The following is a 22,351-nucleotide window of genomic DNA, read 5'->3' as shown; positions in this document are numbered from 1 at the left end:
ATGTCTTTCAATTCATTTACAGATTACCTGTTGTTAGAAAAAAATTATTCAGCATTAACGGTTAATGCTTACAAGAAAGATTTAGAAAGTTTTTCAAAATTTGCAAATGCTGAATATAGAGTTGAAAGCATTACTCAAATAAACTATGCTCAAATTCGTAGTTGGATTGTTTCATTAGTTGAAAATGGCCTTTCAAACCGAAGTATCAACAGAAAAATATCATCATTAAATACCTATTACAAATTTCTTCTAAAAACAAAAACAATAGAAGTAAACCCATTAGTAAAACATAAAGCCTTAAAAACAAGTAAAAAAATACAAATCCCTTTTTCAGAAGCAGAAGTGGCAAACGTTCTTGATGATTTTAACTTTGAAAACGATTTTGAAGGCATTCGAAATAAATTAATAATCGAACTATTTTATTCAACAGGTATAAGAAGAATAGAGCTAGTTGAACTTAAACTATTAAATTTTAATTTAGAAAATAGCACGTTAAAAGTATTAGGTAAATGTAACAAGGAACGCATAATACCGCTATTAAATTCAGTACTAAATACATTTCACCTATATATAAAAGAGCGAAATAAGTTAGAAACTATATTAGATGATGATTATTTATTTTTAACACAAAAAGGCGTTAAAATATATGAAACACTTGTTTATAGAATAATAAATGATTATTTTAGTGAAGCATCTACTAAGGTAAAAAAGAGTCCGCATATATTAAGGCATTCATTTGCAACTCATTTACTAAACCAAGGTGCCGATTTAAATGCTGTTAAAGAGCTTCTTGGTCATTCAAGTTTAGCAGCAACACAAGTTTATACACACAATAGTATAGCCGAGTTGAAAAAGGTGCACATAAACGCACACCCAAGAAGTAAAAAATAGTATTGAGAGTATTGTTTAACCAAAAATTACAAAGTATGAAAGTAATCACTCAATCAGTTAATTTTAATGCAGACAAAAAATTAATAAATTTCATTCAAAAGCGAATGGATAAATTAGATATGTTCTATGATAAAGTAATCCATTCGGATGTTTTTTTAAAAGTTGAAAACACAAGCGATAAAGAAAATAAAATATTTGAAGCAAGAGTAAGTGTGCCTGGTGATAGTTTTGTTGTAAAAAAACAATGCAAAAGTTTTGAGGAAGGAGCAGATATGGCAGCAGCGTCATTAGAAAGACAGCTAAAAAAGAGAAAAGAAAAATTAAGAGAACATTTATAATAAAATTTCTCAAAAAATGTTTTGATTAAAAAAATAAATCTATACATTTGCAGTCCGTTAGAAATAGCGGGCTTTTTTTATGCGTAAAAAGTGTAAAAACGCCGATGTAGCTCAGCTGGCTAGAGCAGCTGATTTGTAATCAGCAGGTCGTGGGTTCGAGTCCCTCCATCGGCTCAAAAAAATAAAAAAACGAATTTGTTTTTCGTTTTAAGTTCTTTAAAAGAGTGAAATAAGTTAATTGGGGAGATACTCAAGCGGCCAACGAGGGCAGACTGTAAATCTGCTGACTACGTCTTCGCAGGTTCGAATCCTGCTCTCCCCACATTTTACTTAAAAAGGAATTAAATAATTGCGGGAGTAGCTCAGTTGGTAGAGCGTCAGCCTTCCAAGCTGAATGTCGCCGGTTCGAACCCGGTCTCCCGCTCTAATATTTAAGCCGGTGTAGCTCAGGGGTAGAGCGTTTCCTTGGTAAGGAAGAGGTCACGGGTTCAATTCCCGTCATTGGCTCTATTTATTGAAAAAAAAATTAGAATACACTAATATTATTATATAACTAAGATTAAATTATTTAAAAAACATGGCAAAGGCAACTTTCGATCGTTCAAAACCACACTTAAATATTGGTACAATTGGACACGTAGATCACGGTAAAACAACTTTAACTGCTGCTATTACTAAAGTATTAGCTGATGCAGGTTTATCAGAAGCGAAATCATTCGACCAGATTGATAACGCTCCAGAAGAAAAAGAAAGAGGTATTACAATTAATACTTCACACGTTGAATATGCAACAGCTAATCGTCACTACGCTCACGTTGACTGTCCTGGTCACGCGGATTACGTAAAGAACATGGTTACTGGTGCTGCTCAAATGGATGGTGCTATTTTAGTAGTTGCTGCTACTGATGGTCCAATGCCACAAACTCGTGAGCACATCCTTTTAGGACGTCAAGTAGGTATTCCTCGTATGGTTGTATTCATGAATAAAGTGGATATGGTTGATGATGAGGAGTTACTAGAGTTAGTTGAAATGGAAATTAGAGATTTATTATCTTTCTACGAATATGATGGAGATAATGGGCCTGTAATTGCTGGTTCTGCTTTAGGTGCACTTAACGGTGAAGCTAAATGGGTAGATACAGTTATGCAATTAATGGAAGCAGTAGATTCATGGATTGAAGAGCCTTTAAGAGAAGTTGATAAGCCTTTCTTAATGCCAATTGAAGACGTATTCTCTATTACTGGTCGTGGAACTGTTGCTACAGGTCGTATCGAAACTGGTATTGCTAAAACTGGAGATCCAGTTGAAATCATTGGTATGGGTGCTGAGAAATTAACATCTACTATTACTGGTATCGAAATGTTCCGTCAAATCCTTGATAGAGGTGAAGCTGGTGATAACGCAGGTATCTTATTAAGAGGTATTGATAAAACTCAAATCTCTAGAGGTATGGTTATTGTTAAACCAGGTTCAGTAACACCGCACGCTAAATTTAAAGCAGAGGTTTATATCTTGAAAAAAGAAGAAGGTGGTCGTCATACACCATTCCACAACAATTACCGTCCTCAGTTTTACGTACGTACAACTGACGTAACTGGAAACATTGCGCTTCCTGATGGTGTTGAAATGGTTATGCCAGGAGACAACTTAACTATTACTGTAGAGCTTATTCAAAAAATTGCAATGAACGTTGGTTTACGTTTCGCAATCCGTGAAGGTGGTCGTACAGTAGGTGCTGGTCAAGTAACTGAAATTTTAGACTAATCAGTTTAATATAAAATAAGCTAAGGTATTCCGTTTTCGGAATACCTTGACTTATGTTTACGGGTTTAGCTCAGTTGGTAGAGCACTGGTCTCCAAAACCAGGTGTCGAGAGTTCGAGTCCCTCAACCCGTGCATAGTAGAAGAATATTTTATTATAGGCTTCTTAATAATGAATTAAGAAATAAAAATTTCACTTTAATCAATTATAAAATTGAATGACAGAAATTTTTAATCTGTTGAAAAAACATATAAATGGCTGGAATTGTAAATTACGTAAAAGAATCATTTGGCGAACTTAAAAATAATGTGAGCTGGCCGACTTGGGCAGAAGCACAAAGTTTAACTGTTTTAGTTGCTGTATTTTCAATTATATTTTCCTTAGCAATTTGGGGAATAGATACGGTATTCAGTAAAGTCATTGGGTTTTACTTTCAATGGATTAACGGTTAAAATATAGTCTATGTCTGAAGTAAGTGAGAAAAAATGGTATGTTGTTAGAGCCGTAAGTGGTCAAGAAAATAAGATTAAGACTTATATTGAAAACGAAATTACTCGTTTAGGTCTTCAAGATTATGTAGATCAAGTATTGGTTCCAACAGAACGTGTGATTCAAATACGTAACGGAAAAAAGATTCATAAAGAAAAGGTGTTTTTTCCAGGTTACATAATGATTCAAGCAAATTTATCAGGTGAGATTCCTCACATTATCAGATCGGTTACTAATGTGATTGGTTTTTTAGGTGAAACAAAAGGTGGTGATCCTGTGCCGTTAAGACAATCTGAAGTAAACAGAATGTTAGGTAAAGTAGATGAGTTAACTGTTGAAGAAAACGCAACAGTAGCAATACCATTTACAAAAGGTGAAACAGTAAAAGTTATAGATGGACCATTTAATGGATTTGATGGTACAATTGAAAAAATAAATGAAGAAAAGCGTAAGCTAGAAGTAATGGTGAAAATTTTTGGAAGAAAAACACCATTAGAGCTAAGTTATATGCAAGTTGAAAAAGTATAATAATTGTTACACACTATATAAAAGATATGCTCTTTTGCTTCCAACAGAGAGGCGTATCAACTTAAATTATTAAAAATGGCAAAAGAAATTGGTAAAGTAGTTAAGTTACAAGTTCGGGGAGGTGCTGCGAATCCGTCGCCACCGGTTGGACCCGCTTTAGGTGCTGCTGGGGTTAACATTATGGAGTTCTGTAAGCAATTTAATGCTAGAACTCAAGATAAACCAGGTAAAGTTTTACCTGTGGTTATCACTGTATATAAAGACAAGTCTTTCGACTTCGTTATTAAAACACCTCCGGCTGCAGTACAATTATTAGAAGCGGCCAAGTTAAAAAGTGGTTCAGGAGAACCAAACCGAAAAAAAGTAGCTAAAGTTTCATGGGATCAAATCAAAACAATAGCAGAAGATAAAATGGTAGATTTAAACGCATTTACTATTGAATCTGCTATGAGTATGATAGCTGGTACCGCAAGGTCTATGGGTATAACCGTGACTGGAAACGCACCAAAGTAATCTATTAAAGACATTAAAAAATGGCAAGATTAACAAAAAAGCAAAAAGAAGCTTTAGCAAAAATAGAAAAAGGGAGAGTTTACTCTCTTGATGAAGCATCAGTATTAGTAAAAGAAATAACTAGTACTAAATTTGATGCATCAGTTGATATCGCTGTACGATTAGGAGTAGATCCACGTAAAGCTAACCAGATGGTAAGAGGTGTTGTTTCACTTCCTCACGGTACTGGAAAAGACATGAAAGTATTAGCATTAGTAACTCCAGATAAAGAAGCAGAAGCTAAAGAAGCTGGAGCAGATTACGTTGGATTGGATGATTATCTTGAAAAAATCAAGAATGGTTGGACAGATGTTGACGTAATTATTACTATGCCAAGTGTAATGGGTAAATTAGGTCCTTTAGGACGTGTATTAGGTCCTCGTGGTTTAATGCCTAACCCAAAAACTGGTACAGTAACTATGGACGTTGCTAAAGCTGTAACTGAAGTTAAAGCTGGTAAAATTGACTTTAAAGTTGATAAAACCGGTATCGTGCATGCTGCAATAGGAAAAGCATCTTTTAGTGCTGATAAAATTGCTGGTAATGCAACAGAATTAATTCAAACATTAATAAAACTTAAGCCAACAACTGCAAAAGGTACATACGTAAAAAGTATTTTCCTTTCTAGTACTATGAGTCCTAGTGTTGCTGTTGATCCTAAAGTTGGTTAATTAGTTAAATACTTTTATTATGACAAGAGAAGAAAAATCACAAGTAATTGAGGACTTAACTGCAGAATTAGCCAGTAATGCTAACATTTATGTAGCAGATATTTCAGGATTAAATGCATTAACAACCTCAGAATTACGTCGTGCTTGCTTTAAAGCAAACATAAAGTTAGCAGTAGTTAAAAACACATTACTTGAAAAAGCAATGGAAGCTTCTGATAGAGATTTCGGAAATCTTCCATCAGTTTTAAAAGGAAATACATCTGTTATGTATTCTGAAACAGGTAATGCACCAGCGAAGTTAATTAAAACCTTCCGCAAAAAATCAGAGAAGCCTTTGTTAAAAGGTGCATTTATTGAGGAATGCGTTTATATTGGCGATAACCAATTAGACATGTTAGTTGATATCAAGTCTAAAGAAGAGTTATTAGGAGAGATTGTAGGATTGTTACAATCGCCTGCTAAAAACGTTGTTTCGGCACTTAAATCAAGTGGTGGTAAACTGGCTGGTATTATTAAAACACTATCTGAAAAAGAAGGATAGAATTAAACAGTACGCACTATATTACAATTATATTACAAATTAAAAATTTATTAAAAACGATAGAAAATGGCAGATTTAAAAGATTTCGCAGAAAAATTAGTTAACTTAACAGTTAAAGAAGTAAATGAGTTAGCTACAATATTAAAAGATGAGTATGGTATTGAGCCTGCTGCTGCTGCTGTAGCAGTTGCTGCTGGTCCTGCTGCAGGTGGTGATGATGCTGCTGAAGCTCAAACTGAGTTTACAGTTGTATTAAAAGCTGCTGGTGCATCTAAATTAGGTGTAGTTAAATTAGTTAAAGAATTAACTGGTTTAGGATTAAAAGAAGCTAAAGAATTAGTTGATGGTGCTCCAAGTAACATTAAAGAAGGAGTATCTAAAGACGAAGCTGAAGGATTAAAAGCATCTTTAGAAGAAGCTGGAGCAGAGGTTGAGCTTAAATAAGCTTAGCTACCAAACAACATAAAGGTTTAGGTCTGGAGTATAACCTTCAAGACCTAAACCATTTTGCGTATATAATAATTACATACGCCATAACTATTATTTTTTAATCAAAATTCCGTCCATTGATGTTATCAACACAAGCTGAAAGATTAAATTTCTCGTCTATTGTAAATAGAACAGAATACCCAGATTTCTTGGATATTCAGATTAAATCCTTCCAGGATTTTTTCCAATTAGAAACAAAGTCTGATGAAAGAGGCGATGAAGGTTTATACAATACCTTCATGGAGAACTTTCCAATTACCGATTCTCGTAATCAATTTGTTTTAGAATTTTTAGATTACTTTGTAGATCCTCCACGTTACGCTATTGATGAGTGTATTGAAAGAGGTCTTACTTATAGCGTTCCGCTTAAGGCAAGGTTAAAGTTATATTGTACAGACCCTGAACATGAAGATTTTGAAACCATTGTTCAAGATGTGTACTTAGGAACTATACCTTACATGACACCAAGTGGTACTTTTGTTATTAATGGTGCAGAACGTGTTGTAGTATCTCAATTACACCGTTCACCAGGGGTTTTCTTTGGTCAATCATTCCATGCAAATGGTACAAAATTATATTCAGCTAGGGTAATTCCTTTTAAAGGTTCTTGGATTGAATTCGCTACTGATATCAACCAGGTAATGTATGCGTACATTGATAGAAAGAAAAAATTACCTGTTACTACATTATTTAGAGCTATAGGTTTTGAACGTGATAAAGATATCTTAGAGATTTTCGATTTAGCTGAAGAAATTAAAGTTTCTAAAACTGGATTAAAAAAATATCAAGGTAGAAAATTAGCGGCTCGTGTACTTAATACTTGGCATGAGGATTTTGTTGATGAGGATACAGGTGAAGTAGTATCTATCGAGCGTAATGAAATTATTCTTGATCGTGATACTATCTTAGATAAAGACAATATAGAAGAAATTATTGAAGCTGATGTGAAGGCAATTCTTTTACACAAAGAAAGCGCTGAACAAGGTGATTACGCCATTATTCACAACACCCTTCAAAAAGATCCAACAAACTCAGAAAAAGAGGCTGTTGAGCATATATATAGACAATTACGTAATGCAGAACCGCCAGATGAGGAAACCGCACGTGGCATCATTGATAAATTATTTTTCAGTGATCAACGTTACTCTTTAGGTGAAGTTGGGCGTTACAGAATGAACAAAAAATTAGGTCTTAATATTGAAATGGATAAGCAAGTGCTTACCAAAGAAGATATTATTACCATTATTAAATATTTAATCGAGCTTATCAACTCTAAAGCTGAGATTGATGATATTGACCACTTATCTAACCGTCGTGTACGTACTGTTGGAGAGCAATTATCGCAACAATTTGGTGTTGGTTTAGCGCGTATGGCGCGTACCATTCGTGAGCGTATGAATGTTCGTGATAATGAGGTGTTTACTCCAATCGACTTAATTAACGCTAAGACTTTATCGTCTGTTATTAATTCATTCTTTGGAACAAACCAATTATCTCAATTTATGGATCAAACAAATCCGTTAGCTGAGATTACTCATAAGCGTCGTTTATCTGCACTTGGCCCAGGTGGTTTATCTCGTGAAAGAGCAGGTTTCGAGGTACGTGACGTTCACTATACACACTACGGTCGTTTATGTCCAATTGAAACTCCTGAGGGACCAAATATTGGTTTAATTTCGTCACTTTCAGTATTTGCTAAAGTGAATGGAATGGGATTCATTGAAACTCCTTACCGTCCTGTAACTGATGGTGTGGTTGATATTAAAAACCAACCAGTATATTTAAGTGCAGAAGAGGAAGAAGGTAAATTAATCGCGCAAGCTACAGTAAAAGTAGATGAAAGCGGTAAAATTTTACATGATAAAGTAATTGCACGTATGGAAGGTGACTTCCCGGTAATGGATCCAACAGGATTACATTATACGGATGTTGCACCAAATCAAATTTCATCTATATCAGCATCGTTGATTCCGTTCTTAGAGCATGATGATGCGAATAGAGCCTTGATGGGATCGAATATGATGCGTCAAGCTGTTCCATTATTATTGCCTCAAGCACCAATTGTTGGTACTGGTTTAGAGCGTCAAGTAGCATCAGATTCTCGTGTTTTAATTAATGCAGAAGGTACTGGTGAAGTACTTTACGTTGATGCAAATGAAATTCAAATTAGATACGATCGTACTGAAGATGAAGCGAAAGTAAGTTTTGATAGTGATGTTAAAACATACCAATTAATCAAATTTAGAAAAACGAATCAAGGAACTTCTATCAACTTAAAACCTATTGTGGTTAAAGGTGATAAAGTAACAAAAGGACAAGTTTTATGTGAAGGTTATGCAACCCAAAAAGGGGAGTTAGCTTTAGGTAGAAATATGAAAGTAGCCTTCATGCCTTGGAAAGGGTATAACTTTGAGGATGCAATTGTAATTTCTGAAAAAGTTGTTCGCGAAGATATTTTCACATCTATTCATATCGATGAGTATTCATTAGAAGTTAGAGATACAAAATTAGGTAACGAAGAGTTAACCAATGATATTCCTAACGTTTCTGAAGAAGCTACTAAAGATTTAGATGAAAACGGAATGATTCGTATTGGTGCTGAAGTGAAACCTGGTGATATCTTAATAGGAAAAATCACACCTAAAGGCGAATCTGATCCAACACCTGAAGAAAAATTATTACGTGCTATTTTTGGTGATAAAGCTGGTGATGTAAAAGATGCTTCGTTAAAAGCGTCTCCTTCATTAAATGGTGTTGTAATTGATAAAAAATTATTCTCTAAAGCCGTTAAAGATAAACGTAAACGTGCTCAAGATAAAGACGATATTACGCAGTTAGAAGGTATTTACGATAGAAAATTTGATGAGCTAAAAGAAGTTTTAGTTGAAAAATTATTCAACATTGTAAATGGTAAAACAGCTCAAGGTATTTATAACGATTTAGGTGAAGAAGTATTACCAAAAGGTAAAAAATTCACTCAAAAAATGTTAAATGCTGTTGATGATTATGCGCATTTAGTTGCTGGAAAATGGACAACTGATGATCATACAAATCAACTTGTGGCCGATTTAATTCACAACTACAAAATTAAAGAAAACGACTTACAAGGTTCTTTACGTCGTGAGAAGTTCACTATTTCTGTAGGTGATGAGTTACCAGCGGGTATCATTAAATTAGCTAAAGTTTATATTGCTAAGAAACGTAAACTTAAAGTTGGTGATAAAATGGCAGGTCGTCATGGTAATAAAGGTATTGTTGCTCGTATTGTAAGAGCTGAAGATATGCCTTTCTTAGAAGATGGAACGCCTGTTGATATTGTGTTAAACCCACTTGGTGTACCATCTCGTATGAACATCGGTCAGATTTATGAAACGGTACTTGGTTGGGCAGGTCAAAAATTAGGTCGTACCTATGCAACGCCAATTTTTGATGGTGCAACAATAGACCAAATTAATGAACTAACTGATGAAGCAGGTATTCCAAGATACGGACATACTTACTTATATGACGGTGGAACTGGACAACGTTTCGACCAACCAGCAACAGTAGGCGTTATCTATATGTTGAAATTAGGACACATGGTTGATGATAAAATGCACGCACGTTCTATAGGACCATACTCATTAATTACACAACAACCGCTTGGTGGTAAAGCACAATTTGGTGGTCAACGTTTTGGTGAGATGGAGGTTTGGGCACTTGAAGCATACGGTGCATCAAGTACACTACGTGAAATCTTAACAGTAAAATCTGATGATGTTATTGGAAGAGCTAAAACGTACGAAGCTATTGTAAAAGGCGAACCAATGCCAGATCCAGGACTACCAGAATCTTTCAATGTATTAATGCATGAATTAAAAGGTTTAGGTTTAGATATCAGATTAGAGGAATAAAAAAAGTATGCAGTTACAGTATTCGGTTTACATTTAAATAAACCGAATACTAAAACTGAGACTGAATACTAAAAGAACATGGCAAGAAAACAAGATAAGAATACAGTAAGAAGATTTAACAAAATCTCGATTGGTTTAGCATCACCAGAGTCTATTTTAGCAGAGTCAAGAGGTGAAGTTTTAAAACCAGAAACTATCAATTATCGAACTCATAAACCAGAAAGAGATGGTTTATTCTGTGAGCGTATTTTTGGTCCAGTAAAGGATTATGAATGTGCTTGTGGTAAATATAAAAGAATTCGCTACAAAGGTATCGTTTGCGACCGTTGTGGTGTTGAAGTAACAGAAAAGAAAGTACGTAGAGATCGTGTTGGTCACATCAATTTAGTGGTGCCAATCGCTCATATCTGGTATTTCCGTTCGTTACCAAATAAAATCGGCTATTTATTAGGCTTACCTTCTAAGAAATTAGATATGATTATTTACTACGAACGTTATGTAGTAATTCAACCAGGTAATGCTAAAAATGAAGATGGTGAACCATTAGAAAAGATGGACTTCTTAACTGAAGAAGAATATTTAAATATTCTTGATAGCCTTCCTCAAGATAATCAATATTTAGATGATAATGATCCAAATAAGTTCCTTGCTAAAATGGGAGCAGAATGTTTAATTGAATTATTAGCTAGAATTGATTTAGAGTCTTTATCATACGAATTACGTCATAAAGCAAATACTGAAACGTCTAAACAACGTAAAACAGAGGCTTTGAAACGTTTACAAGTTGTAGAATCGTTACGTGAATCAAACCAAAATAGAGAAAATCGTCCTGAATGGATGATTATGAAGGTTATTCCAATCATCCCACCAGAATTACGTCCGTTAGTGCCGTTAGATGGTGGTCGTTTTGCAACGTCTGATTTAAATGATTTATATCGTCGTGTAATTATCAGAAACAACCGTCTTAAAAGATTGGTTGAGATTAAAGCACCTGAAGTAATTTTACGTAACGAAAAACGTATGCTACAAGAATCTGTAGATTCGTTATTCGATAATACACGTAAATCTTCTGCTGTAAAAACCGATTCTAACCGTCCATTAAAATCGTTATCAGATTCATTAAAAGGTAAACAAGGACGTTTCCGTCAAAACCTTTTAGGAAAACGTGTGGATTATTCGGCACGTTCGGTAATTGTTGTTGGACCAGAATTAAAATTACACGAATGTGGATTGCCAAAAAACATGGCAGCAGAACTTTACAAACCTTTCGTTATTAGAAAACTAATTGAAAGAGGTATTGTAAAAACAGTAAAATCTGCTAAGAAGATTATAGATAAAAGAGAACCAGTGGTTTGGGATATTTTGGAGAACGTTCTTAAAGGACATCCAGTATTACTAAATCGTGCTCCTACGTTACACCGTTTGGGTATTCAAGCATTCCAACCAAAATTAATTGAGGGGAAAGCAATTCAATTACACCCATTAGTATGTACGGCTTTTAACGCGGATTTTGACGGGGATCAAATGGCGGTACATTTACCATTAGGACCAGAAGCTATTTTAGAATGTCAATTATTAATGTTGGCATCTCACAATATCTTAAACCCAGCAAATGGTTCGCCAGTAACAGTACCTTCTCAAGACATGGTACTTGGTCTTTACTATATGACCAAACTACGTAAGTCTACACCAGAAGCTCCTGTTAAAGGTGAAGGTTTAACATTTTATGCACCAGAAGAGGTTGAAATCGCTTTCAATGAAAAGAAAGTAGATTTGAATGCGGGTATAAAAGTTAGAACGTTGGATATCAATGCAGATGGTAAGTTAGAACCAATGATTATTGAAACCACTGTTGGTCGTGTACTTTTTAATCAAAAAGTGCCACAAGCAGCTGGATATATTAATCAGGTTCTTACTAAAAAATCTTTAAGAGATATTATTGGAAGTATTTTAAAATACACATCAGTTCCTGAAACGGCAGATTTCCTTGATTCTATTAGAGATTTAGGATTTAAGTTTGCATTCCAAGGCGGATTATCATTCAGTTTAGGTGATATTATCATTCCACCAGAAAAACAAGGAATGATTGATAAAGCAAATACATTAGTTGATGGTATTATGGGTAACTATAATATGGGACTTATTACTAACAACGAACGTTATAACCAAGTTATTGATATTTGGACTTCAACAAACGCGGAATTGACAGAATTGTCTATGAAACGTATCCGTGAAGACCAACAAGGATTTAACTCGGTGTTTATGATGCTTGATTCTGGAGCTCGTGGATCGAAAGAACAGATTCGTCAGCTTACAGGTATGCGTGGATTAATGGCGAAACCTAAAAAATCGAATGCTGGTGGTGGTGAGATTATTGAAAACCCAATTCTTTCTAACTTTAAAGAAGGACTTTCAATTTTAGAATACTTCATCTCTACGCACGGTGCTCGTAAAGGTCTTGCGGATACGGCTCTTAAAACGGCTGATGCAGGTTACTTAACCCGTCGTTTGGTTGACGTTTCTCAAGATGTTATTATCAATACTGAAGATTGTGGAACATTAAGAGGTGTTGAAGTTGAACCATTGAAGAAAAACGATGAGATTGTTGAGACTTTAGAAGAAAGAATTGTTGGTCGTGTAGCATTGAATGATGTTTATGATCCATTAACTGATGAATTATTAGTTGCTTCAGGACAATTAATTGAAGATGATATTGCTAAAGCAATTGAAGCATCTCCTATTGATAGTTTAGAAGTACGTTCAGCATTAACTTGTGAAGCGTTACAGGGTATTTGTGCTAAATGTTACGGTCGTAACTTGGCTACAGGTAAAATGGTACAACGCGGTGAAGCTGTTGGTGTGGTAGCTGCTCAATCTATTGGTGAGCCTGGTACACAGTTAACACTTCGTACATTCCACGTAGGTGGTATTGCAGGTAACATTTCTGAAGAAAACAAACTTATTGTTAAATTTAATGGTATTGCCGAAATTGAAGATTTAAAAACTGTTAAAGGTAAAGATAGTGAAGGTAATGATATTGATATTGTTATTTCACGTACATCAGAACTTAAATTAGTTGATAAGAAAACTGGCATTACGTTAAGCACAAATAATATTCCTTACGGTTCTACTTTATTGATTAAAAACGGTCAAGAATTACATAGAGGCGATGTTGTATGTACTTGGGATCCATATAACGGTGTAATTATTTCAGAATTTGCTGGAAAAATTAAATACGAAAACATCGAACAAGGTATTACATACCAAGTTGAAATAGATGAACAAACAGGTTTCCAAGAGAAAGTAATTTCAGAATCAAGAAACAAGAAGTTAATCCCTACACTTCATATCGAAGATGCAAGTGGAGAAACGATTCGTTCTTACAACTTACCTGTTGGTTCTCACTTAATGATAAATGATGGAGAGAAAATTAGTGTAGGTAAGATTTTAGTTAAAATACCTCGTAAATCTGCTAAAGCAGGTGATATTACAGGTGGTCTTCCACGTGTAACCGAGTTATTCGAGGCTAGAAACCCTTCTAATCCTGCTGTTGTAAGTGAGATTGATGGTGTGGTTTCTTTCGGAAAAATTAAACGTGGTAACCGCGAGATTGTTGTAGAATCTAAATTAGGTGAAGTTAAAAAATACTTGGTTAAATTATCAAATCAAATTCTTGTTCAAGAAAATGATTACGTTAAAGCAGGTATGCCTTTATCAGATGGTTCTATTACACCAGACGATATCTTAAATATTAAAGGACCTTCAGCAGTTCAGCAGTATTTAGTGAATGAAGTACAAGAAGTATATCGTTTACAAGGAGTAAAAATTAATGATAAACACTTTGAGGTTGTTGTAAGACAAATGATGCGTAAAGTGCAAATTATTGATTCTGGTGATACACTATTCTTAGAAGATCAATTAGTTCATAAAGATGATTTCATCCAAGAAAATGATGCTATTTTCGGATTAAAAGTTGTTGAAGATGCAGGTGATTCTTCTAATCTTAAAGCAGGTCAAATTGTAACGCCTCGTGAATTAAGAGATGAAAACTCTATTTTAAGAAGAGAAGATAAAAACCTTGTAACGGCTAGAGATGCAAAACCTGCAACTGCTACACCAATATTACAAGGTATTACTAGAGCATCGCTTCAAACAAAATCGTTTATTTCTGCAGCATCGTTCCAAGAAACAACTAAAGTACTTAACGAAGCAGCAGTAGCTGGTAAAGTTGATAGTTTAGAAGGCTTGAAAGAAAACGTAATTGTTGGACACAGAATTCCAGCAGGTACAGGTATGCGAAAATATGCTGATATTATTGTTGGTTCAAAAGAAGAGTTTGACCAAATGATGCAAGTAAAGCAAGAATTAAATTATAATTAAATGTTTTTTCCTTTAGGTAGGAAATAGAAAATAAAAGCCTTCTTGTTATTAACTTGAAGGCTTTTTTAATTTAAAAAATTAAAATTATGTCAGACGAAAAAGATAATCCTAAACAAGGTCAAATAAACATAGAATTAGATGAAAAGGTAGCCGAAGGCACATATTCTAATTTGGCAATTATAAATCATTCAGTTTCAGAATTTGTAGTAGATTTTGTAAATATTATGCCAGGTGTACCTAAAAACAAAGTAAAAGCAAGAATTATTTTAACACCGCAGCACGCAAAAAGATTACTACATGCTTTAGGTGAAAATGTTGCTAGGTTTGAAAAGGCTCATGGTGAAATTAAAGATTATGAACAACCTCCAATCCCTTTAAATTTTGGGCCTACAGGTCAAGCTTAAAAAAACAAAAAGTCCCATTAAAGTAATTTTATGGGACTTTTTGTTTATAATTATGAAGCTTTTTTATTATTAACGTTTTTATGGAATTTTAATGCACCAGAAGGGCATCTTTTTATTTGATTTATAATTCGGTTTGTTTCGCTGCCATCTAAATTTATCCAAGGAATAATACTGGTTCTAAAAACATCAGATAATCCTTTAGCACATTTTTCTGCATGAATACAAGTAGATGGTTCGTAGGTTACGGTAATATCATTATTACTGAATTCATTTTTGTAGGTTTTCATAAGGTTCATATTTGGGATTATGAATTTGTCTTTGTTTTCTTTATTAAAATAGTAAAATATCGTTTTTAAAAAAAATAATGTAGCATTATTTTGTCTTTATAATTATTAATTTAATAAAAAAATCGATGAATTGCTAAAATTCAGATGTAAAATGGAATTTAATATTTGGATATGTTTGTTGCGTCATCTGTAAAGAAAAGGCAGAGTCTGCTAAAAATACCAACTGATTTTGTTTGTCTTTTGCTAAATAACGTTGCTTTACACGTATAAATTCTTTGTATTCATCGGTTTTAGAATTTTTTGGGTCTACCCAACATGCTTTGTAAACGTTTAAGTTTTCATAAGTACATTTAGCACCATATTCATGCTCTAAACGGTATTGAATTACTTCATATTGAAGCGCACCAACGGTTCCAATTACTTTTCTTCCATTTAGTTCTAAAGTAAATAATTGTGCTACACCTTCATCCATTAATTGGTCTATGCCTTTAAATAATTGTTTCGATTTTAATGGATCGGCATTGTTGATATATCTAAAGTGTTCTGGTGAAAAGCTTGGAATTCCTTTGTAGTTTATGTTTTCACCTTCAGTTAGTGTGTCACCAATTTTAAAGTTTCCAGTATCATGTAAGCCTACTATATCACCAGGGTAGGAGATATCAACTATTTCCTTTTTTTCAGCAAAAAAAGCGTTGGGGCTTGAGAATTTTAATTTTTTTCCATGTCGAACATGTAGGTATGGTTTATTTCTTTCAAAAGTACCAGATACAATTTTAACAAAAGCTAAACGGTCTCTATGATTTGGATCCATGTTCGCATGAATTTTAAATACAAAGCCTGTAAACTTATCTTCATTTGGTTCAACTAAGCGTTCTTCACTTTGTTTTGGCCTTGGTTTTGGTGCAATTTCAATAAAACAATCTAACAATTCGCGAACACCAAAATTATTTAATGCAGAACCAAAAAATACGGGTTGCAAATGCCCGTTTAGGTATTCTTGTTTGTCAAATTCAGGGTAAATTCCATCAACCAATTCTATCTCATCTCTTAGTGTTTTGGCAGCTTTATCACCAATAAGTTTATTTAATTCTGGCGATTCTAAGTCTGAAATTTCAATAGTTTCTTCAATATTTCTTCTGCTATCACCACTAAATAAATTAATGTTTTTTTCCCAGATATTGTAAATTCCTTTAAAATCGTAACCCATACCTATCGGGAAACTTAAAGGCACAACTTTTAATCCTAATTTTTGTTCAATTTCATCCAATAAATCAAAGGCATCTTTACCTTCTCTATCCATTTTATTAATAAAAACAATCATAGGAATGTTTCGCATGCGGCAAACTTCAACCAATTTTTCAGTTTGTTCCTCAACACCTTTGGCAACATCAACTACAACAATTACGCTATCAACAGCTGTAAGTGTTCTAAAGGTGTCTTCTGCAAAATCTTTATGTCCTGGTGTATCAAGAATATTAATTTTTGTTCCACTATATTCAAAAGCCAAAACCGAAGTAGCTACCGAAATACCACGCTGACGCTCAATCTCCATAAAGTCACTAGTTGCACCCTTTTTAATTTTATTACTTTTTACAGCACCAGCTTCTTGTATCGCACCGCCAAAAAGTAAAAGTTTTTCGGTTAATGTTGTTTTACCAGCATCAGGATGTGAAATAATTCCAAATGTTCTTCTTCTGTTTATCTCTTTAATAAAACTCATAATAATCTTGCAAAATTGGTTGCAAAGATACTTTATAATTTATGATTTCAGAATTCACTTTTATATTTTATAGCTAGAATTATTATATTAATATTATACTTGGTATTTTTGCTATGCTATGGAAGAAGAAAAAGTAATTCTTGTAAACGAAAACGATGAACAAATAGGTACGATGCCTAAAATGGAAGCGCACGAAAAAGCCTTACTACATCGTGCATTTTCTGTATTTGTTTTTAATAATAAAAATGAATTGATGTTGCAGCAACGTGCGGCACACAAATACCATTCGCCGTTGTTGTGGACAAATACTTGTTGTAGTCATCAACGAGTTGGAGAAACCAATGTACAGGCAGGAAAACGCCGTTTAATGGAAGAAATGGGTTTTGTTGTTGAACTTGAAGATACAATCTCGTTTATATACAAAGCGCCTTTTGATAATGGCTTAACAGAACATGAATTTGACCATGTTTTAATAGGTTATTATAATGGAATACCAGCAATAAATGCAGACGAAGTAGCCAGTTGGAAATGGATGCCGCTAGATACAGTTAAGGAAGATATTTTAAAACAACCAGAATTATATACCGAATGGTTTAAAATCATTTTTGATAAATTCTACGAACATATAAATATATCAAAATGAAGGTAAAAGTTAGTAGAAAAGCCCATTTTAATGCGGCTCATAGATTGTACAGAAAAGATTGGGCGCACGAAAAAAACGATGAAATTTTCGGCAAATGCAATAACCCAAATTTTCATGGGCACAATTACGAATTAATTGTAAGTGTTACAGGTGATATTGATAATGAAACGGGCTATGTAATAGATATGAAAGTTTTAAAAGACATTATAAAAGATGAAGTTGAAGATGCTTTCGACCATAAAAACTTAAATCTTGAAGTACCCGAATTTGAAAATTTAAACCCAACCGCCGAAAATATAGTTGTAGTTATATACAATAAAATAAAGCCAAAAATTGATGCTAAGCTAGACTTAGAAATAATACTTTTTGAAACACCACGAAATTTTGTAACCTATACAGGAAAATAATATCATGTTAAACACTTTATATCCAATTAAATTTACACCTATTTTAAAAGATAAAATTTGGGGCGGACAAAAACTTAAAACATTGCTTAACAAAAAAAGCGATTTGCCAAATATAGGTGAAAGTTGGGAAATTAGCGATGTTGAAGGCGATACGTCTATAGTTTCAAACGGAAGTTTAAAAGGACAATCGTTAAAACAACTTATAGAAACCTATAAGGAAAATTTAATTGGACTTCAAAACTATCGGATTTTTAAAGATAAATTTCCATTACTTATTAAATTTATTGATGCAAAGGAAGATTTATCTATTCAATTACATCCTAATGATGAATTAGCTGCAAAACGCCATAATTCCTTTGGAAAAACAGAAATGTGGTATGTGTTTCAGGCCGATGAAAATTCTAATCTTATAGTAGGTTTCAATCAAGATATGACACCTAACAAATATTTAAAACATCTTGAAGAAAAAACACTTACTCAAATTCTAAATTTTGATAAAGTAAAAACTGGAGATACTTATTTTATTGAAGTAGGAAGAATACATGCTATTGGCGCAGGTGTTATGGTTGCCGAAATTCAACAAACAAGTGATATAACCTATAGAGTTTACGATTGGGATAGGGTAGATGCTGATGGTAATGAACGTGAATTACACAACGATTTAGCTATTGATGCCTTCAATTTTAACATGCCAGATAATTTTAGGGTAACTTATGATAAAACCAAAAACCAATCGAACGAAATGGTTAGTTGCCCATATTTTACAACAAGTTATTTAAAGGTTGATACAACGCTACAAAAGGAAAATCATCACGATTCCTTCATTATTTACATGTGTGTTGATGGTCAAGTTGAAATTTCAGCAAATGGCTATTCAGAAGTTATAAAAAAAGGAGAAACCATTTTACTTCCAGCTAGTATTGAAAACTATCAAATAGCTTCAAAAAACGCAACGCTTCTAGAAGTTTACGTATAAAAAAAATCCCAAGTATTACCTTGGGAATTTTATTTAACAAGCAGTTCGGTTTGTTTTATAATATTTGGATTCTAAAGGAAAATCAAATAAAGCGCTACAAATCCGTTCTTGATGGTTTGTAGTGTTTTTAGCTTTTGTAACGGTAATATTTACCCAATAGCCATCTTTATCTTGTTTAACAAGTTGGGCTTGAATAGTTAATTTATCGTTTAAAAAAGCATTTTTGTACATCTTAAATTTGAAATCTCCAATATCAGGAATGTCTTGCAAATAAAATTCTTTTATCGGATAGGTGGCAACGGTTTTTATTTTTTCGTAAAGTGCATGTGGTAATAAAAAACCATTAGCATTACTTATATCTTTTGTTACTAAAAAAGGAACGTTTGTGTTTATATGCGTTTTCATGTTTTTTTGTTTATGGGTATAATAATAATGGTGTTAAATTGTAGTTGTGATAGGTACTAAACATCACATGTGTACAAACAGTTGCTAAAAGCTGAATTTCTTGTTTAATCGATTTTAATGTTTTCATAATTTTTAAAATTTAAAGGGTTTAAAATAAAAAAGGTGCCTTTTTAAAAAAGCACCTTATTGTATATAGTTGTAATTGTGTAATTTAACGTTTATTCAAGATGCCTATGTATTTTGGTTTTAACCATAACAAGTGATGCCGACTTATCCTGTTGGAAGTTTCGGTTACAAATTTGGTTATATGACATCTTTATTGCATTCATGTTAGATCAAATATAGTAATATTTTAGAAATTAGTATGCTTTTATGTGATTTTTGTTTAGGATTAATGTAATTTTGCATCAAAATAAATTATTTGAATTATGGCAAATGTTAGAAACCTAAAAAAAGATATTAATTATGTTTTAGGCGATATTATTGAAGCAGCTTATGTTTGGGAATTAACAAACTCAAGTAAAGACAACAAAAAAAGCGAAGCTATTGTTGATGAAGCTATAGAAGCTTTTGATGCTTTAATAGCAAAAGTAAACGCTAAAAATATTGAGAATCCAAAAGCTCATTTTAAAGCAATTAGTACAGAACTTGAAGCTAAAGGAAATGCGTTAATTGAAAAAATTAATAAATTAGGATAAAATTTTTACTGGAGTGCTTGCAAATTTAATTTTTGCGATTATATTTGCACCCGTAAAAACGCCGATGTAGCTCAGCTGGCTAGAGCAGCTGATTTGTAATCAGCAGGTCGTGGGTTCGAGTCCCTCCATCGGCTCTTTAAAAACAAAAAAAAGACCTTTCAAACGAAAGGTCTTTTTTTGTTTTATACTATTACAATATTATTTTTCTGCTTTCTTTATTTTATCTACATATAGTTGTAATTCTTTACCGTATTTAGATGCTTTTACTTTTGGTGTTAACGATTTATTAATGGTGTCTAATAGTTTAATGTTAGCATCATAAATTTCAGTTAAAGCTAAGTAAGGTGCAATTTCACTGTCTTTATTATTTAAAGCAAAGTTTACTGTAAATAAGTAGCGTCTTTTTAAGTTGCTTTCAGATTTTTTTATAACCTGGTTAGATTTTACTGTGTCGCCTTTCTTTTTAGCTTCAAAATCTTCTTTAATTAAATCAAGATTTTGTTCGTTAAACCGAGAAATCATTAGTTTATATTCTTCAAATGTTTTTTGTTGTGGCGCGCCATTTATTTTCGCATCAAAACCAAAATTTTTAAGCGAAGTATTTATTTCTGTTATGCCCTTATCTGCAAAAAACATAATTCGATCTTTTTCAGAACTGTTTTTATCTAGAAATAAATAAAACATTTCAGGAGATTCTAAATTTGCATGTAACTCAACTTCAGAAATACCATTTATTGCAACAGTATCTACAGTAATTAGGTTGTCATTTTTTACTTTTTTTAGATGAAGAACACCTTTTTTTAAGCCTTTAACATTAACTTTTACAGTTAAATTACCTTGGTCTTTACTACAAGCAATAATTAATAATGCAAATAGTAAGTATGAAATTTTTTTCATGTATTAAATTATTATTTTGAAAAGCAAATATCTTATAATTATCATTTAAATACTAATTGCTTTTGTTTTTTTGAATTTAAAATGAATTTCAGTTTTTTATGCTTAAAAAACATTAGAATATTTTTTTGGCACGATAGTTGTTTTTCAAAAAAAAGAAAGCTCTTAATAATAAAATTTATTGAGTGGTTACTTTAAATTGAAAGAGCAAATTCATGTTTTTGGTTAGTTAGTAAAAAAACACTCTGAAAAGAGTGTTTTTTTATAAAATAAATTATAATTTTTTTTCATTAAAATAATTAATAATCAAAGCTACAACATAGCTATAACTCTCCATGCCTTTGGTTTGTTTATTCGCTTTTAGGTACGAACTGTATGTTTTTTTAAATAGTGGTTCAAATGGGTTTTCGTAGCCATCCCAAAAATCGCGTGCTTCTTTAAAATTGTATAAAATACCCATGTTTACGGTTTTATATAGCGATTCAAACAGAACTTCATCGCGTGTTGCTATTTCATTAAGGCAAAAGCGCAATGCAAAGGTGTAACCAGAATATTTAAAATAAACATCATCATGGTTAATAGCTGCTAAACAACCAATAAAATTTGCTTCATTTTCCGCAGCATAACCCAATTGATGTGCCATTTCGTGCGATGTTGTTGTAGGAAATAAATAAACAGGAATCAACGCATCAACCTGGGCTTCGTTTGTTAACGGATTTAAATAGCCACTAAAACCCATATACGTTAATGGGTAGCTAAATAAGGATTTTTTTGCGCTTTTAGGGTAGTATTCCAAATTAGGAAACATATTCTTTAAGTTGTTATAACCAATTGGAGCAAGGTTTAAAATATCGCTTTTGCTGTACGGGATATCAATTTTTAAAGTATCATCGCCAGCTATTTCGGTGTATAACGCATTCGATTTTGCAATCAATTTTTTAGTAACCTTAACAAGTTGTTCGGTAGTATAATCGGGTTTTAAATTCAAACTTGTGTGTAAAGGCAATCGGTAATAATTCAAACCCCAAAACACATGAAACGTAAAATAAACAATTGAAACTGCACAAAAAACATCAATAAACCATTGCTTAGTATCAGTTTTTAAGCGTTTAAAATTCACAAAAAACCATCTAAAAATATAAATGATAGCAAAAGCATACACAAAATCGCCAAACGAAAAAGGCAACCAACCCAATGTGTACCTAAAAAGTTTTGATATGATAGGATAAAAACCATTACTGTAAAATCGCTCTACCAATTCAGGGTAATTAGCCAGCCAATTAATCAACAGATATTGCGGAAGTAGCAATAGAGCAACCCAAGTTTTTACCTTTTTAAACATATACCAAAAGTAATAAAAATTTGTACCCTATTGCAATTGC

21 protein-coding genes and 6 tRNA genes are annotated in these 22,351 nt (G+C 33.0%); 22 read left to right on the top strand and 5 right to left on the bottom strand.

What is annotated here, in order from left to right:
• From ACFQ1R_RS14980 to ACFQ1R_RS14900, 17 genes are all read left to right on the top strand, one after another.
• Complete coding sequence (locus ACFQ1R_RS14980; protein WP_379927082.1) at window positions 1–891, top strand: tyrosine-type recombinase/integrase; 891 nt, start codon at window positions 1–3, stop codon at window positions 889–891.
• A gap of 35 nt (window positions 892–926) precedes the next feature.
• The gene (gene hpf, locus ACFQ1R_RS14975) at window positions 927–1,229 is read left to right on the top strand and encodes a ribosome hibernation-promoting factor, HPF/YfiA family (RefSeq protein ID WP_379927081.1); all 303 of its coding nucleotides are present in this window, start codon (window positions 927–929) and stop codon (window positions 1,227–1,229) included.
• Window positions 1,230–1,329: 100 nt separating this feature from the next.
• Window positions 1,330–1,403, top strand: a tRNA-Thr gene (locus tag ACFQ1R_RS14970).
• A 66-nt stretch (window positions 1,404–1,469) separates the two neighbouring features.
• A tRNA-Tyr gene (locus ACFQ1R_RS14965) sits at window positions 1,470–1,551 on the top strand.
• 29 nt (window positions 1,552–1,580) lie between these two features.
• Window positions 1,581–1,653: transfer RNA gene (locus ACFQ1R_RS14960), tRNA-Gly, on the top strand.
• 11 nt (window positions 1,654–1,664) lie between these two features.
• Window positions 1,665–1,736: transfer RNA gene (locus ACFQ1R_RS14955), tRNA-Thr, on the top strand.
• Window positions 1,737–1,806: 70 nt separating this feature from the next.
• Window positions 1,807–2,994: an elongation factor Tu gene (gene tuf / locus ACFQ1R_RS14950; RefSeq protein ID WP_379927080.1), complete on the top strand. Its 1,188-nt coding sequence runs from the start codon at window positions 1,807–1,809 to the stop codon at window positions 2,992–2,994.
• Window positions 2,995–3,053: 59 nt separating this feature from the next.
• Window positions 3,054–3,126, top strand: a tRNA-Trp gene (locus tag ACFQ1R_RS14945).
• 120 nt (window positions 3,127–3,246) lie between these two features.
• Window positions 3,247–3,444, top strand: coding sequence for a preprotein translocase subunit SecE (gene secE / locus ACFQ1R_RS14940; protein WP_379927079.1), 198 nt, complete (start codon window positions 3,247–3,249; stop codon window positions 3,442–3,444).
• Between the two features lie 10 nt (window positions 3,445–3,454).
• The gene (nusG, locus tag ACFQ1R_RS14935) at window positions 3,455–4,009 is read left to right on the top strand and encodes a transcription termination/antitermination protein NusG (RefSeq protein WP_379927078.1); all 555 of its coding nucleotides are present in this window, start codon (window positions 3,455–3,457) and stop codon (window positions 4,007–4,009) included.
• Between the two features lie 75 nt (window positions 4,010–4,084).
• Window positions 4,085–4,522, top strand: coding sequence for a 50S ribosomal protein L11 (gene rplK / locus ACFQ1R_RS14930; protein WP_379927077.1), 438 nt, complete (start codon window positions 4,085–4,087; stop codon window positions 4,520–4,522).
• 20 nt (window positions 4,523–4,542) lie between these two features.
• Window positions 4,543–5,232: a 50S ribosomal protein L1 gene (rplA, locus tag ACFQ1R_RS14925; RefSeq protein ID WP_379927076.1), complete on the top strand. Its 690-nt coding sequence runs from the start codon at window positions 4,543–4,545 to the stop codon at window positions 5,230–5,232.
• 19 nt (window positions 5,233–5,251) lie between these two features.
• Window positions 5,252–5,773, top strand: coding sequence for a 50S ribosomal protein L10 (rplJ, locus tag ACFQ1R_RS14920; protein WP_379927075.1), 522 nt, complete (start codon window positions 5,252–5,254; stop codon window positions 5,771–5,773).
• A 66-nt stretch (window positions 5,774–5,839) separates the two neighbouring features.
• Complete coding sequence (gene rplL / locus ACFQ1R_RS14915; RefSeq protein ID WP_379927074.1) at window positions 5,840–6,217, top strand: 50S ribosomal protein L7/L12; 378 nt, start codon at window positions 5,840–5,842, stop codon at window positions 6,215–6,217.
• A 125-nt stretch (window positions 6,218–6,342) separates the two neighbouring features.
• Window positions 6,343–10,155: a DNA-directed RNA polymerase subunit beta gene (gene rpoB, locus ACFQ1R_RS14910; protein ID WP_379927073.1), complete on the top strand. Its 3,813-nt coding sequence runs from the start codon at window positions 6,343–6,345 to the stop codon at window positions 10,153–10,155.
• 78 nt (window positions 10,156–10,233) lie between these two features.
• Complete coding sequence (gene rpoC, locus ACFQ1R_RS14905; RefSeq protein WP_379927072.1) at window positions 10,234–14,535, top strand: DNA-directed RNA polymerase subunit beta'; 4,302 nt, start codon at window positions 10,234–10,236, stop codon at window positions 14,533–14,535.
• 86 nt (window positions 14,536–14,621) lie between these two features.
• Window positions 14,622–14,939, top strand: a complete 318-nt coding sequence (locus ACFQ1R_RS14900; RefSeq protein WP_379927071.1) for a DUF3467 domain-containing protein — start codon at window positions 14,622–14,624, stop codon at window positions 14,937–14,939.
• 50 nt (window positions 14,940–14,989) lie between these two features.
• On the opposite strand, the gene ACFQ1R_RS14895 is transcribed toward ACFQ1R_RS14900, so the two are convergent.
• Together ACFQ1R_RS14895 and ACFQ1R_RS14890 are read right to left on the bottom strand one after the other, a co-directional pair.
• Entirely contained in the window at window positions 14,990–15,226 is a 237-nt protein-coding gene (locus ACFQ1R_RS14895; protein ID WP_379927070.1) for a (4Fe-4S)-binding protein, read from the bottom strand.
• Between the two features lie 133 nt (window positions 15,227–15,359).
• Window positions 15,360–16,946, bottom strand: a complete 1,587-nt coding sequence (locus tag ACFQ1R_RS14890; RefSeq protein ID WP_379927069.1) for a peptide chain release factor 3 — start codon at window positions 16,944–16,946, stop codon at window positions 15,360–15,362.
• A 118-nt stretch (window positions 16,947–17,064) separates the two neighbouring features.
• On the opposite strand from ACFQ1R_RS14890, the gene idi reads away from it, so the two are divergent.
• From idi to ACFQ1R_RS14875, 3 genes are read left to right on the top strand one after another with little or no spacing between them, the layout of a single operon-like run.
• Window positions 17,065–17,589, top strand: a complete 525-nt coding sequence (gene idi, locus ACFQ1R_RS14885) for an isopentenyl-diphosphate Delta-isomerase (RefSeq protein WP_379927068.1) — start codon at window positions 17,065–17,067, stop codon at window positions 17,587–17,589.
• Window positions 17,586–17,996, top strand: a complete 411-nt coding sequence (locus ACFQ1R_RS14880; RefSeq protein WP_379927067.1) for a 6-pyruvoyl trahydropterin synthase family protein — start codon at window positions 17,586–17,588, stop codon at window positions 17,994–17,996. Before idi ends, ACFQ1R_RS14880 begins: the two co-directional genes overlap by 4 nt.
• 4 nt (window positions 17,997–18,000) lie before the next feature.
• Window positions 18,001–18,972 (top strand): type I phosphomannose isomerase catalytic subunit, encoded by a 972-nt coding sequence (locus ACFQ1R_RS14875; RefSeq protein WP_379927066.1) that lies wholly within the window; start codon window positions 18,001–18,003, stop codon window positions 18,970–18,972.
• A gap of 33 nt (window positions 18,973–19,005) precedes the next feature.
• Here ACFQ1R_RS14875 and ACFQ1R_RS14870 read toward each other — a convergent pair whose 3' ends face one another.
• Entirely contained in the window at window positions 19,006–19,377 is a 372-nt protein-coding gene (locus ACFQ1R_RS14870; RefSeq protein WP_379927065.1) for a hypothetical protein, read from the bottom strand.
• A 428-nt stretch (window positions 19,378–19,805) separates the two neighbouring features.
• Between ACFQ1R_RS14870 and ACFQ1R_RS14865 the strand changes: the two genes are divergently transcribed.
• Both ACFQ1R_RS14865 and ACFQ1R_RS14860 read left to right on the top strand, forming a co-directional pair.
• A complete protein-coding gene (locus ACFQ1R_RS14865; protein ID WP_379927064.1) occupies window positions 19,806–20,075 on the top strand; it encodes a hypothetical protein in 270 nt (89 codons plus the stop codon).
• A 60-nt stretch (window positions 20,076–20,135) separates the two neighbouring features.
• Window positions 20,136–20,209 (top strand) — tRNA-Thr (locus ACFQ1R_RS14860).
• Between the two features lie 64 nt (window positions 20,210–20,273).
• On the opposite strand, the gene ACFQ1R_RS14855 is transcribed toward ACFQ1R_RS14860, so the two are convergent.
• Both ACFQ1R_RS14855 and ACFQ1R_RS14850 read right to left on the bottom strand, forming a co-directional pair.
• Window positions 20,274–20,972: a DUF4369 domain-containing protein gene (locus ACFQ1R_RS14855; RefSeq protein ID WP_379927063.1), complete on the bottom strand. Its 699-nt coding sequence runs from the start codon at window positions 20,970–20,972 to the stop codon at window positions 20,274–20,276.
• 271 nt (window positions 20,973–21,243) lie between these two features.
• Entirely contained in the window at window positions 21,244–22,311 is a 1,068-nt protein-coding gene (locus ACFQ1R_RS14850; protein ID WP_379927062.1) for a DUF3810 domain-containing protein, read from the bottom strand.
• Window positions 22,312–22,351 lie beyond the last annotated feature (40 nt).

It is taken from the genome of Mariniflexile jejuense (assembly GCF_042675665.1).
Classification (GTDB): domain Bacteria; phylum Bacteroidota; class Bacteroidia; order Flavobacteriales; family Flavobacteriaceae; genus Mariniflexile; species Mariniflexile jejuense.
Note: the sequence above shows the minus strand (reverse complement) of the source record. Positions and strands in the feature narration are given on the sequence as shown.